Genomic DNA, 13,170 nt, shown 5'->3' with positions numbered 1-13,170 from the left:
CCCGCGACCCTAGCGACCCTGCCCGGTTCCGCCGACGACCTCCTCGACCCCGGTCGGCGCCGCGGCCACCCCGGGTGCCGGGGGCGGGACGGGGGCCGGGTCGCCGGTGACCGGGGCGGGTGCGTCCGACGTCGCGTACGCCGCCGACAGCCGCCGGTAGGCGGGGCTGAGGAAGGCCAGCAGCACGGTGACCAGCCCGATCGCGCCGGTGACCACGAAGACCAGCGCGATGCCCCGGGCGGTGCCGGTGCCGAACCAGCTGCCGACGGCGGCCGCGCCGGCCCCGTCGGTCATCCACGGGATGACCAGGAACTGCGTGAGCGGCGCGATCAGGAAGGCGGTGAGCGGCGAGGCCGCCTGCTCGACGCTCTGCGCGAAGCCGAACACCCGGCCCTGCCGCTCGTAGGGCACCACCCGCTGCAGCACCGTCTGCTCGGCCGCCTCGGCGAACGGCATGACCAGCATGAACGCCGCCATCGCCACGGTCATCGTGAGGATCGAGGAGACCAGGGGGAACAGCATCGTGCCGGCCCACATCACCACGTTGGCCAGCAGCAGCAACCGGATCGGCCGGCTGCCCAGCCCGACCCGGGCGACGAGCAGCCCGCCCACGACCAGCAGCGCCGAGAGCCCGCCCCACAGCAGGCCCCAGGCCTGCACGCTCATCAGCGACAGGCCGTAGGGGTCCATCAGGGCCATGAACCCGCCGCCGAGGAAGTTGTTGAAGCAGGAGAACAGGATCAGCGGCAGCAGGCCCGGCACGCCCCGGACCAGCGTGACGGTGCCGCGCAGGTCGACCCCCCGGGCGGCGGCGTCGTCGTCGCCGCTGGTGACCACCTGGGGCTCGGGGACGTGCACCCGGGACAGGTGCACCACCGCGAGGGCGAGCACGGCCAGCGCGACCACCAGCACCGCCGTCATGCCGCCGTACGCGACCAGCAGGCCGCTGATCACCGAGGTGACCAGCATGGACACCCCGGTCACCGTGCCCACCAGGCCGTTGGCCCGGTCGCGGCGGTCGGCGGGCACGAGCAGCGTCACGCAGGTGGGCAGGGCGATCGACCGCGGGTTGCCGGCGATCACGCCCAGCATGAGCAGCACGGTGAACACCCAGAGGGGCACGCTGGCGACCGTGGTGAACGAGGACGCCGGGGCGAGCAGCAGGACGGCGGACGCCAGCGCGTAGAGCACGGCGGAGGCGATCGCCGAGGCCTGCATGACGGTGTGCTTGCGGTGGTGGTCGACCAGGCTGCCGAACCAGATGCCGGTGGCGGCCGTGGCGACCAGGAAGATGCCGGCCACCAGCCCGGTGCCGAACACCGACCCGGTCTGCAGGAACATCCAGAACGTCAGCGCGAACCAGACGGTGTAGTTGGTGACGCCGACGAGCAGGTTGCTGGCCAGCAGGTGGGCGAAGACCCGCTGGGTGCCCGAGCGCAGGTCCAGGGCGGGGCTGGCGGTCATGGGGTTCTCCTCGGGGTGGCGGCCGTCGGGGAGAGGACGGCTGCCGGTGCGCGGGATCATCGGTGCGGGGTACGACAATTCCCGGGATGACCGTCCCGCCCGTCCCCGGTTCCCTCGTCGAGCGGGTGCGGGCACTGGCCGCCGACCGGCCGCGCGTGCTCGTCGGGCTCGCCGGCCCGCCCGGGGTCGGCAAGTCGACCCTGGCCGCCGCGCTGGTCCCCGCGCTGACCGCGGCGGGGCTGCCCGCCGCCGGGGTGCCGATGGACGGCTACCACCTCGCCGACGTGGCCCTGGAGTCGCTGGGCCGCCGCGACCGCAAGGGCGCCCCGGACACCTTCGACGCCGACGGCTACCGCGCCCTGCTGCAGCGGCTGCGCACCGAGACCGACCGCACGGTCTGGGCGCCGGCCTTCGAGCGGGTGCTCGAGCAGCCGCTGGCCGGGGCGGTCGCCGTCCCGCCGGGCACCCGGGTGGTGGTCACCGAGGGCAACTACCTGCTGCTGCCCGACCACCCGTGGCCGCAGGTGCGGGCCGCGCTGGACGAGGTGTGGTCGCTGCGGCTGGACGAGCAGGTGCGGACGGCCCGGCTGGTCGCCCGGCACGTGCAGTTCGGCAAGGACCCGGCGGCCGCGCAGGCCTGGGTGGCCGCCGTCGACGAGCCCAACGCCCGCCGGGTGGTCGCCGCGCAGGACCGCGCCGACCTGGTCGTGGACCTCTAGCGACCGGCCAGCAGCGCCTGCGCGAGCAGCGTGCCCGACGTCCAGGCCGACTCGACCTTCGACGGCGCCGACCAGCCGTCGCCGCACAGCCCCACCCCGTCGGCGAGGTGGAAGGGCTCGCTGCGGGGGTCGGCGGGCTTGGCGAAGGTCCACCGGTGCACGTGCACCCACGCGGGCTCGGGCAGGTCGAGCAGGCGCCGGACGGCGGCCACCACGTCGGGCCCGGCGGCCTGCGGGTCGCCCAGGTGGCCCGCGGCGAAGGGGCCGGTGGTGTGCGCGACCAGGACGGGGGCGTCGTCCCCGCGCCGGGTGCCGTCGTCGGCCAACCACTCGAGCACCGGGTGGTCGTTGACGAAGACGCCGTGCAGGTCGGCGTCCCAGCCCCGGTCGGGCCAGCCCATGGCGACGGCGAGGGTGGCCTGCCAGCCGCGCGGGTCCAGCGCCTGCTCGGCGGGGGAGCCGGGGGCGAGCACCCGGCGGGCCTGCGGGTCGGGCAGCGCGACGACGACGGCGTCGGCCGGTGCGCCGTCGACGGTGGGGCCGGGGCCGACCTCGCCGACGATGTGCCCGGTCACCAGGTCCAGCCCCTGGGCCAGGTCGGCGACCAGGGACCGCAGGCCACCGGCCGCGCCGTAGCGCAGCGGGCCAGTCTTCCGGTCGGTGACGCCGTCGGGGCCGGCGACGGCGAAGGTGTCGGTCCACGGCCGGGCCAGCCCGCGCTCGACCCAGTCGGCGACGACGCCGGCGAAGGGGCCGTCGGGGGTGGCGGTCAGGTAGGAGGCGCCGAGGTCGACCACGCGGCCGTGCAGCTCGCGGCCCGACATCCGTCCGCCGGGGCGGCGACCGCGGTCCAGGACCCGGACCGGCGCACCGGCGTCGTGCAGGGCGCGGGCGGCGGCGACGCCGGCGATGCCGGCGCCGATCACGGTGGTGGTCACTCCTCCCACCCTGCGGGGTGCGCGGCCGTCCCGCTCGTCAGGATGGACCGGTGCCGGAGACCATCACCGACCCGCGCGACCCCCGCGTCGCCGACTTCCACGACCTGCACGCCGGCGACCGCCGGCCGGGCACCGAGCGGGGCACGGGGCCGGTGGTGGTCGAGGGCGTCACCGCGGTCGAGCGGCTGCTCGGCTCGGGTCTGCGGGTGCGCTGCGTGTACGGCGTCCCGGGCCGGGTCGGCGCACTCGACGTCCCGGCGGGGGTGCCGGTGTACGAGGCGGACAAGTGGGTGCTGTCGGAGACCATCGGTTTCCGGCTGACCCGCGGCGTGCTCGCCTCCTGCGAACGACCGGAGCCGCCGGCGCTGGCGGACCTGCTCGCCGGCGCCCGGCGCATCGCGGTGCTGGAAGGCCTCAACGACCACGAGAACATCGGCTCGATCGGCCGCTCGGCCTGGGCGCTGGGCATCGACGCGCTGCTGCTGGACCCCACCTGCGCCGATCCGTACTACCGGCGCTCGGTGCGGGTGTCGATGGGCCACCTGCTGACCACGCCGCTGCGGGTGCTCACCGACTGGCCCGGCGACCTCGCCCGGGTGCGCGCGGCCGGGTTCACCACCGTCGCGCTGACCCCGGGCGCGGAGGTCGACCTGCGGGACGTCGACCCGGTGCAGCACCCCCGGACGGCGCTGCTGCTGGGCGCGGAGGGCCCCGGGCTCACCGACGCGGCCATGGCGGCGGTCGACGTCCGGGCGCGGATCCCGATGCGCCCGGGCGTCGACTCGCTGGGCGTGGCGGCCGCGGCGGCGGTCGCCTTCGCCCAGCTGCGTTAGCCGCGGAGGCTGAGGCGGGCCAGGTGGGCCCGGGCGTCCTCGGCGAACTGCGGGTTGCACAGCACGTCGTACCGGCCGGCGACGATCTTCTGCCCGGTCGAGGCGAAGTCGCGGCGGCCGCGGGTCGCGGCGTAGCCGGCCAGGCCGAACAGCGCGCCGAAGGCGACACCGATGAGCAGGCCGGTGATCACCGAGCTGATCCAGCTGGAGCCGTCGGGGGCGAAGATGCCCAGCAGCAGGCCCACGAAGAGGCCGAACCAGGCGCCCGAGGCGGCCCCGGCGCCGGCGGCCCGGCCGTAGGTCAGCCGGCCGACGACCTGCTCGACCGAGCGCAGGTCGGTGCCGACGATCTGCACGTTCTCGACGGGGAAGTGCTCGTCGGACAGGTAGTCGACGGCGCGCTGGGCCTGCGCGTAGTCGGGGTAGGTCCCCACCTGGACGCCCCCGGTGGGCATGGACACCGATGCGGACATGCTGGCGTTCTCCTCGCTGGTCCGGCCGTGTTGCCGGACCCTCCGCTACCCAGAACGCGCAGGCCGGACACGGCGTGCCCGGTCACAGGGGGCTCAGCGGTGGCGGCGGACCCCGAAGACGATGTCCTCCCACGCCGGGATGGCCGCCCGCGGGTCCTCGGCCTCGGGGTCGAGCACCCGGTCCAGCACCACGGTGTCGTGCTCGGGGCCGTCGTCGCCGGAGAGCAGCACGTCGACCGGGTTGCCGTCGACGGGCACCACGTTGCGCACCTCGTCGTCGTCCTCGGCGGGCGAGGGCCCGGGCAGCCACTCGTCCTCGGCGGGGACGGCGGCCACGGTGCGCCGCGGGGGAGCAGCGGGCAGGCCGGCCGGGACGTCGGGGACCACGCGCACCAGGCGGGTGCCCTCGGCGAAGTCCATGGTGGTGGCGTCCAGCGGGGTGACCGTGCGGGTGGTGGTGTCGAAGCTCCACTTCGTGGTGCCCGACTTGTGCCCGGCCTTCCACGCCGCGCGCACGGCCCAGGTGCCGTCCTCGGCGCGGTGGGCGTCCCAGCGCACGCCGTCGAGGTCGGCGCCCAGCAACCGCAGCCGGTCGGACATGAACTGCTGCAGCGCGACGCCGGGCGTGCCCTCGGACAGCCGCACCCGTGCGCCCTGGGCCTGCTCGGCCACCCGGGCGCGCTCCTGCAGCACCGGGTGGGCGAAGCGCATGATCCGCTCCACCGACGTCCCGGAGGCGTGCGCGACCTGCTCGGGGGTCTCCCCGGCGCGGATGCGCGCCTGGATCACCCGCGGCGGCAGGGCGTTCGCCGCGTCCAGCTCGATCTGGCCCATCCGCTGCGCGTCGCCGCGGGCGGCGGCCCTCAGCCGGTCGTCGATGGGCAGGTGGAAGCGCTCGCCGTTGTCGATGGAGTCCGGCACGTCCGCGGCCAGCACCAGGCTCTTGCCGTCGTCCGAGAGGGCCACGAGGCGCAGTGTGCGCATGGGGGTCGACCTCCGGGGGTGGGCAGGGACACGGGACCAGCGCCGAGGCTAACCCGGCGGCGGCGGTGCCCAGGGCTCGGACACGCGGATGGAACACCGACCGGGCAAGGTGGACCCGACCCGGCGCCGGCCGGGCAGGGGAGGCGCTCGTGTGCGGGATCGCGGCCGAGGTCAGGTTCGACGGCGGGGTCGCCGACGTCGGCGCGGTGGCCGCCATGTGCGACCAGCTCGCCCCGCGCGGCCCCGACGGCTCGGGCGCCTGGCAGTCCGGGCCGGTCGCCCTCGGCCACCGCCGGCTGAGGATCATCGACCTCACCGACGCCGGCGCGCAGCCCATGGTCGACCTCGAGCTCGGCCTGACCTGCGTGTTCAACGGGATCGTCTACAACTACCGCGAGCTGCGCGAGGAGCTGCGCGCCGCGGGTTACCGGTTCGGCTCCACCAGCGACACCGAGGTGGTGCTCAAGGCCTACCACCGCTGGGGTGCCGCCTGCGTCGAGCGCTTCTACGGGATGTTCGCCTTCGTCGTGGTCGAGCGGGACTCCGGCCGCGTGGTGGTGGCCCGCGACCGGCTGGGCATCAAGCCGGTGTACCTCAGCCGCGGGCCGGGCCGGGTGCGCATCGCCTCGAGCCTGCCGGCGCTGGTGCGGGCCGGGGGGGTGGACACCTCGATCGACCCGGTGGCGCTGCACCACTACATGTCCTTCCACTCCGTGGTCCCGGCGCCGCGCACGATCCTGGCCGGGGTCGGCAAGCTGCCGCCGGCGACGGTGCGCACCTACGAGCCCGACGGCCGCGAGTCCGACCACGTGTACTGGTCGCCGGTGCACGAGCGCCGTCCCGACCTCGCGGGCCTCTCGCCGGCGGACTGGCAGGACGCCGTCCTGGCGAGCCTGCGGACGGCGGTGCGCCGGCGGATGGTGTCCGACGTCCCGGTCGGCGTGCTGCTGTCCGGGGGCCTGGACTCCTCGCTCATCGTGGGCCTGCTGGCCGAGGAGGGGCAGCGCGACCTGGCCACCTTCTCGATCGGGTTCGAGGCCGTCGGCGGCCGGGAGGGCGACGAGTTCGCGTACTCCGACGTCGTCGCCGAGCACTTCGGCACCGACCACCACCGGCTGCTGGTGCCCACCGCCGACGTGCACGCCGGCCTGGACGGCGCGATCGGCGCGATGGCCGAGCCGATGGTCAGCCACGACTGCGTGGCGTTCTACCTGCTCGCCCAGCAGGTCAGCCGGCACGTGAAGGTGGTGCAGAGCGGGCAGGGCGCCGACGAGGTGCTGGCCGGCTACGACTGGTACCCGCCGCTGGCGGGCGTCCCCGCCGGGCGGGCGGTCGACGCCTACTCCTCGGTCTTCGTGGACCGCCCGCACGCCGAGCTGGCCGGGATCCTGGCCGACCGGTGGCTGCTCACCGAGGACGCCAGCCGGGCCTTCGTCGCCGACCACTTCGCCCGCCCGGGCGCCGACACCACCCTGGACCGGGCGTTGCGGCTGGACTCCACGATCATGCTGGTCGACGACCCGGTGAAGCGGGTGGACAACATGACCATGGCGTGGGGCCTGGAGGCCCGCGTGCCGTTCCTGGACCACGAGTTCGTCGAGCTCGCGGCGGCCGTCCCGCCGGAGCTCAAGCTCGCGCAGGGCGGCAAGGGCGTGCTCAAGGAGGCCGCCCGCGCGGTCATCCCCGCGCACGTCATCGACCGGCCCAAGGGCTACTTCCCGGTGCCGGCGATCATCCACCTGGAGGGCGAGTACCTGGCCAGCGTGCGCGAGGCGCTGCACGCCCCCGAGGCCCGCGAGCGCGGGCTGTTCCGCGGCGACTACACCGACCGGCTGCTGGCCGACCCCAACACCCACCGCACCACGCTGGGCAGCAACCAGCTGTGGCAGGTGGGGCTGCTGGAGCTGTGGCTGCAGCGGCAGGGCATCCGCTGACCGCGCACTGCCGATGACGCCCGGGAACACCGGGCGGGCGGTCCCCGCTGCACCCGGGAGACGACGACCCCAGGAGGTGGCATGACCCGGCTCGACCCCCGCCAGCAGACCCACGGTCTGCCCACCGGTACCCGCGAGGCCCTCGCCGCGATCGCCTCGGCCGCGGGCGCCTGGTGCCCGGCGCTGGCCGCGGACGGCGAACGCGTGGCCTACGTCAGCGACCGCACCGGCCTGCCGCAGCTCGAGGTCGCGACCCTGGGCCAGCGGACGACGCCGGCGGTGCTGTCCGGCCCCGGCCAGGAGGTCGTGTCGGTGGCCTGGTCCCCGGACGGGGAGTGGCTGGCCTACCTGGTCAGCCCGGGCGGGTCGATCCGCGCGCAGCTGTGGGCGGTGCGCCCCGACGGCACCGACCGCCGGCTGGTGCTCGGCCACCCCGGCGCCACCGTGTTCGCCGGCGGCTGGACCGCCCGGCCCGGCCACTACGCCTGCACGGTCGCCGAGGGCCCGGGCGCCGACGTCGTCCTGGTCGACGTCGTCACCGGGGACCGGGCCACCGTGGCCACCGGCGGGTTCCTGGCGCTGACCGCCATGTCGGCCGACGAGGGCCGGTTGCTGGTGCGCCGGGGCCCGCGCGGCTGGCGGCACGTGGTGCTCGTGGACGTCGCCTCCGGCGAGCAGCGGCGGGTCATCCCGGCCGGTGCCCCCGGTGGGCGGCAGAGCGAGGACGGCCGGTTCGCCCCCGACGGCCGGTCGGTCTACCTGCGCGCCGCGCAGCCCGGCCCGCTGGGCGAGGACCGCACCGCGCTCGTCGTCGTCCCCCTCGACGAGCACGGCGCGCCGGGGGAGCCCCGCGTCGTCGTCCGCCGGCGGGACGGGGACCTGGACGGCTACGCGGTGCGCACCGACGGCACCGTGCTGTGCGTGTGGACCGTGGACGGCGTCACCGAGCTCGACGTCCGCCGGGCGGACGACGGCACCCTGGTGCACCGGGTGGACCTGCCGCTGCCGGTGATGCCCGGCTGGTCGCTGGCCGCCGACGGCCGCTCCCTGGTCGCCGAGCTGACCGGCCCGGCCGACCCCCGCGCGCTGCACCTCGTCGACCTGGACGGCGGCGGCGTCACCCGGCTGCCCAGCTCGCCGCGGCGGCCCGACCCGGAGCTGCTGGTCCGGCCGGTGCGGCACCACTACCGCGCCGCCGACGGCCTGGAGCTGGACGGCTGGCTCTACGTGCCGCGCGGCGTGCACGGCCCGAACCGGACGGTGGTCAGCTTCCACGGCGGCCCCGAGGGGCAGGAGCGGCCGGCCTGGTCGCCGGTCGCGCAGGCGCTGGCCGCCACCGGCCTGACCGTCTTCGCCCCCAACGTGCGGGGCTCGGGCGGCCGGGGTGCGGCGTTCATGGGCCTGGACGACGTCGCCGACCGCGAGGCCTCCTTCGCCGACGTGCCCGCCACCGTCGAGCACCTGGTCGGGGCGGGCATCGCGCTGCCCGGCCGGGTCGGGGCGCACGGCTGGTCCTACGGCGGCTACCTCACCCTGGTGGCGCTGACCCGCTGGCCCGACCTGTTCGCCGCCGGCGCCTCGCTGGCCGGGATGAGCGACCTGCGCACCTTCTTCGAGCGCACCGAGCCGTGGATGGCCGCCGCGTCGGTCACCGAGTACGGCGACCCGGTCACCGACCGCGAGATGTTGGCCACGATCAGTCCGATGACCGCGCTGCAGCGGTTGCGCTCGCCGGTCCTGCTGGCGCACGGTGACCGGGACACCAACGTCCCCGTCGAGGAGTCGGTCCAGGCCCACCGGGCGCTGACGGCCCTGGACAAGCCCGCCGAGCTGCTCCTGCTCGCGGGGGAGGGCCACACCGTCGTGGGCCGGGAGAACCTGGTGGTGCTGACCGACGCGATCGCGGAGTGGTTCGACCGCTGGCTGTGAGGTGGCCATGACCGGCACGACCGACCTGTTCGCGCACTACCGGCCGCACCCCGCCGACGAGGTCGTCGGGCCCGACGGCGTGGTCCGCGAGGGCTACCGCTCGGTGGTGCCGGCCCTGCAGGAGCTCGGCGGCGTCGGCCTGGCCACCGCCGTCGGCGAGATGGGCCGGGAGCGCCGCGCGCGGGGGGTGGTGTTCGGCTCCTTCGTCGACGGCGCGCTGGTCGAGCACCCCTTCCCGGTCGACCCCCTGCCCCGGCTGCTGGCCGCCGACGAGTGGGACACCGTGGCCCGCGGCGTCGAGCAGCGCACCCGGGCGCTGAACGCCTTCCTCGCCGACGCCTACCGGCCCACCGGCCGCCGGCGGGGCGACGGCCGGGACGCCGCACCCGAGGCGGTCCGCGCCGGCGTGCTGCCCGGGTGGCTGGTCACCCGCAGCCCCGGGTACCGCCCGGCCGCGGTCTCGCTGGCCTGGCCCGGGCAGCAGCGCGCCGCCGTCGCCGGGCTCGACCTGCTGCGCACCGCCGAGGGCTGGGTCGTGCTGGAGGACAACCTGCGGGTCCCGTCGGGCCTGGGCTACGCGATCGTCAACCGGGACAGCACCCGGGCCGCGCTGCCCGCCCTCTACGCCGACCGCGCCGGCCTGGCCGAGCCGTCCGAGGCCGTCGCCGTGCTGCGGGCCGCGCTCGCCGACGCCGCGCCCCCGGCCTGCGACGGCCCGCCGCAGCTGGCGCTGCTCACCGACGGCCGGGTGAACACCGCCTGGTTCGAGCACCGGCTGCTGGCCGAGGCGATGGGCATCCCGGTCGCCACCCCGGACCGCCTGTGGGCCACCCCCGAGGGCGGCGTCGCGGTCGAGGTGGACGGCGAGCGGGTGTCGGTCGACGTCCTCTACCGCCGCTTCGACGACGACGACCTCGCCGCGCACCTGAACCCGGTGGGCACCCCGCTGGACGTGCTGCTCGGCGGTGCGGTGCGGGCCGGCCGGCTGGCGCTGGCCAACGTGCCCGGCAACGGGGTGGCCGACGACAAGGCCACCTACTGCCACGTGCCGGCGATGATCCGGTTCTACCTGGGGGAGGAGCCGCTGCTGCCCAGCGTGCCGACCTGGGTGCTGGCCGACGAGGGCGACCTCGCCGCCGTCCGCGGCCGGCTGGGCGAGCTGGTGGTCAAGCCGGTCGACGGCTACGGCGGCCAGGGCGTGGTGTTCGGGCCGTCCTGCTCGGCCGCGGAGCTGGCCGAGCTGACCGCCCAGGTCGAGGCGGCCCCGCACCGGTTCGTCGCCCAGGAGCCGGTGGACTTCTCCACCCTGCCCACCCTGGTCGACGGCGTCGTCGCGCCGAGGCGGGTCGACCTGCGGGTCTTCGCCGTCGCCGGGTCGACCACCCGCGCGGTGCGTGCACCGCTGACCCGGGTGGCCCTGGAGGAGGGCTCGCTGCTGGTCAACTCCAGCCGCGGCGGCGGGTCCAAGGACACCTGGATCCTGCCGCCGCGCTGAGGCCGGTCAGGCCGGGGTCAGAGCCGTTCGACGACGTGGTCGATGCAGGCGGTCAGCGCCGAGACGTCGTCGGGGTCGACGGCGGGGAACATGCCCACCCGCAGCTGGTTGCGGCCCAGCTTGCGGTAGGGCTCTGTATCCACGACGCCGTTGGCCCGCAGCGCCTTCGCGACGGCCGAGGCGTCCACGGACTCGTCGAAGTCGACCGTGCCCACGACGAAGGAGCGGTGCGCCGGGTCGGTGACGAACGGGGTGGCGTGCTCGGAGGCCTCGGCCCACCCGTACAGCCGCGACGAGGACTCCTGGGTGCGGGCCACTGCGCCGGACAGCCCACCGAGGCCGTTGAGCCAGTCGAGCTGGTCGGCCAGCAGGAACAGCGTCGCCACCGCCGGGGTGTTGTACGTCTGGTCCTTGCCCGAGTTGTCCACCGCGGTCGACAGGTCCAGGAACCCGGGGACCCAGCGGCCGGAGGCCTTGATCTCGGCGACCCGCTCGAGCGCCTTCGGGCTCATCAGGGCCAGCCAGATGCCGCCGTCGGCGGCGAAGCACTTCTGCGGCGCGAAGTAGTAGACGTCGGTCTCCAGCACGTCGACCGGCAGGCCGCCGGCTCCGGAGGTGGCGTCCACCAGGACCAGCGCGTCCTCGTCGGCGCCCTCGGGACGGACGACGGGCGCCATGACGCCGGTCGAGGTCTCGTTGTGCGCCCAGCCGTAGGTGTCCACCCCGGCCACGGCCTCGGGCAGCGCCAGCGAACCCGGGTCGGCCTTGCTGATGACCGGGTCGGAGAGGAACGGCGCCTCGGCGACCCCGGAGGCGAACTTCGCGGAGAACTCGCCATAGGTGCCGAACGCGGCCCGGTCGCGGACCAGGCCGATGGTCGCGGCGTCCCAGAACGCGGTGGTGCCGCCGTTGCCGAGCACCACCTGGTAGCCCTCGGGCAGGTCGAACAGGCTGGTCAGGCCCTCGCGGACCCGGCCGACCAGGTTCTTGACCGGCGCCTGGCGGTGCGAGGTGCCCATGAGCGCGGCGCCGTCGCGGGCGAGGGCGGCCATGGCCTCGGGGCGGACCTTGGAGGGCCCGCACCCGAAGCGGCCGTCGGCGGGGAGGAGCTCGGCGGGGATCCGGATGCCGGTCACGCGGGCGCCAGGATCGACTTGTCCTTGATGCTGTCCCAGCCCTCGACGTCGGAGGGCTTGCGGGTGTCGGGGCCGACGTAGCGGGCCGACGGGCGGACCAGCCGGCCGGTCTCCTTCTGCTCCAGGATGTGCGCGCACCAGCCCGCGGTGCGGGCGCAGGTGAACATCGAGGTGAACATGTGGCTGGGCACCTCGGCGAAGTCGAGCACGATCGCGGCCCAGAACTCGACGTTGGTCTCGATCGGGCGGTCGGGACGGCGCTCGCGCAGCTCGGCGAGGGCGGCGTCCTCGAGGGCCTTGGCGGCCTGGAAGCGGGGCGCGCCCAGCTCCTCGGCGGTGCGGCGCAGCACGCGGGCGCGGGGGTCCTCGGCCCGGTAGACCCGGTGCCCGAAGCCCATCAGGCGCTCCTTGCGGTCCAGTAGGTCCTTGACGTACTTCCGTGCGTCGCCGCTCTTCTCGACCCCGTCCAGCATGTGCAGCACACGCGAGGGCGCGCCGCCGTGCAGCGGGCCGCTCATCGCGCCGATGGCGCCGGACAGGGAGGCCGCGACGTCGGCGCCGGTGGAGGCGATGACGCGGGCGGTGAAGGTGGAGGCGTTCATGCCGTGCTCGGCGGCGGACACCCAGTAGGCGTCGACGGCGGCCACGTGCTTGGGGTCGGGCTCGCCCCGCCAGCGGACCATGAACCGCTCGACGATGGTCTTGGCCTCGTCGATGCGCTTCTGCGGGACGGCGGGGACGCCGATGCCGCGGGCGGACTGCGCCACGTAGGACAGCGCCATGACGGCGGCCCGGGCGAGCTCCTCGCGGGCCTCCTCGGCGGTGATGTCCAGGAGCGGGCGGTAGCCCCAGATGGGGGTCAGCATCGCCAGCGCGGCCTGCACGTCGACCCGGACGTCGCCGGTGTGCACCGGGATCGGGAACGGCTCGGCCGGGGGCAGGCCGCTGGGACCGAACTTGCCGTCGACCAGCAGCGCCCAGACGTGACCGAAGGTGACCTTGCCGACCAGGTCCTCGATGTCGACACCGCGGTAGCGCAGCGAGCCGCCGTCCTTGTCCGGCTCGGCGATGGTCGTCTCGAAGGCGACGACGCCCTCGAGGCCGGGAACGAAGTCGTCCGACATCTCGCATGCTCCTCTGCGCGCGGGACCCGTGCCCGAGGTGTCGGCGCACGGCTGTGCCAGAACATAGGTCACCCCGGTGGCGTCGACCCAATCGGACCGTCCCGGCCAGCGGGAGGTGCGACCGGTGTCACACCTGGTCGC

Annotated in this window: 11 protein-coding genes; 5 read left to right on the top strand and 6 right to left on the bottom strand. The window is 75.6% G+C overall.

All coding sequences use genetic code 11. The annotated features are described in order from the left end of the window. Positions 1-9: 9 nt before the first annotated feature. Positions 10-1,464 (bottom strand): MFS transporter, encoded by a 1,455-nt coding sequence (locus BM158_RS09280; protein ID WP_091557026.1) that lies wholly within the window; start codon positions 1,462-1,464, stop codon positions 10-12. Positions 1,465-1,550: 86 nt separating this feature from the next. On the opposite strand from BM158_RS09280, the gene BM158_RS09275 reads away from it, so the two are divergent. After that, positions 1,551-2,183, top strand: coding sequence for a nucleoside/nucleotide kinase family protein (locus BM158_RS09275; protein ID WP_091557023.1), 633 nt, complete (start codon positions 1,551-1,553; stop codon positions 2,181-2,183). Here BM158_RS09275 and BM158_RS09270 read toward each other — a convergent pair. After that, entirely contained in the window at positions 2,180-3,121 is a 942-nt protein-coding gene (locus BM158_RS09270; protein ID WP_091557020.1) for an NAD(P)/FAD-dependent oxidoreductase, read from the bottom strand. The genes BM158_RS09275 and BM158_RS09270 overlap by 4 nt on opposite strands. 50 nt (positions 3,122-3,171) lie before the next feature. Here BM158_RS09270 and BM158_RS09265 point away from each other — a divergent pair, with 50 nt between their 5' ends. Next, positions 3,172-3,954, top strand: coding sequence for a TrmH family RNA methyltransferase (locus BM158_RS09265; protein WP_091557017.1), 783 nt, complete (start codon positions 3,172-3,174; stop codon positions 3,952-3,954). Here the strand turns inward: BM158_RS09265 and BM158_RS09260 are convergent. Continuing rightward, positions 3,951-4,427, bottom strand: coding sequence for a YflT domain-containing protein (locus BM158_RS09260; RefSeq protein ID WP_091557015.1), 477 nt, complete (start codon positions 4,425-4,427; stop codon positions 3,951-3,953). The genes BM158_RS09265 and BM158_RS09260 overlap by 4 nt on opposite strands. A gap of 93 nt (positions 4,428-4,520) precedes the next feature. After that, on the bottom strand, positions 4,521-5,411 hold the full coding sequence (gene sepH / locus BM158_RS09255; protein WP_091557012.1) for a septation protein SepH: 891 nt from the start codon (positions 5,409-5,411) through the stop codon (positions 4,521-4,523). 149 nt (positions 5,412-5,560) lie between these two features. Here sepH and BM158_RS09250 point away from each other — a divergent pair, with 149 nt between their 5' ends. From BM158_RS09250 to BM158_RS09240, 3 genes are all read left to right on the top strand, one after another. Further along, positions 5,561-7,345: an N-acetylglutaminylglutamine amidotransferase gene (locus tag BM158_RS09250; protein WP_091557008.1), complete on the top strand. Its 1,785-nt coding sequence runs from the start codon at positions 5,561-5,563 to the stop codon at positions 7,343-7,345. An 81-nt stretch (positions 7,346-7,426) separates the two neighbouring features. Further along, positions 7,427-9,274 (top strand): S9 family peptidase, encoded by a 1,848-nt coding sequence (locus BM158_RS09245; protein WP_091557005.1) that lies wholly within the window; start codon positions 7,427-7,429, stop codon positions 9,272-9,274. 7 nt (positions 9,275-9,281) lie between these two features. Then, a complete protein-coding gene (locus BM158_RS09240) occupies positions 9,282-10,769 on the top strand; it encodes a circularly permuted type 2 ATP-grasp protein (RefSeq protein WP_091558625.1) in 1,488 nt (495 codons plus the stop codon). A 17-nt stretch (positions 10,770-10,786) separates the two neighbouring features. Here the strand turns inward: BM158_RS09240 and serC are convergent, their stop codons facing one another. After that, positions 10,787-11,905 carry a phosphoserine transaminase gene (serC, locus tag BM158_RS09235; RefSeq protein WP_091557003.1) on the bottom strand — a complete coding sequence of 373 codons (1,119 nt, stop codon included), beginning with the start codon at positions 11,903-11,905 and terminating at the stop codon, positions 10,787-10,789. Then, a complete protein-coding gene (locus BM158_RS09230; protein WP_091557000.1) occupies positions 11,902-13,029 on the bottom strand; it encodes a citrate synthase 2 in 1,128 nt (375 codons plus the stop codon). Before BM158_RS09230 ends, serC begins: the two co-directional genes overlap by 4 nt. Positions 13,030-13,170: the final 141 nt, after the last annotated feature.

The organism is Klenkia taihuensis, assembly GCF_900112525.1.
Classification (GTDB): domain Bacteria; phylum Actinomycetota; class Actinomycetes; order Mycobacteriales; family Geodermatophilaceae; genus Klenkia; species Klenkia taihuensis.
This window is presented reverse-complemented; position numbering and strand designations above follow the sequence as displayed.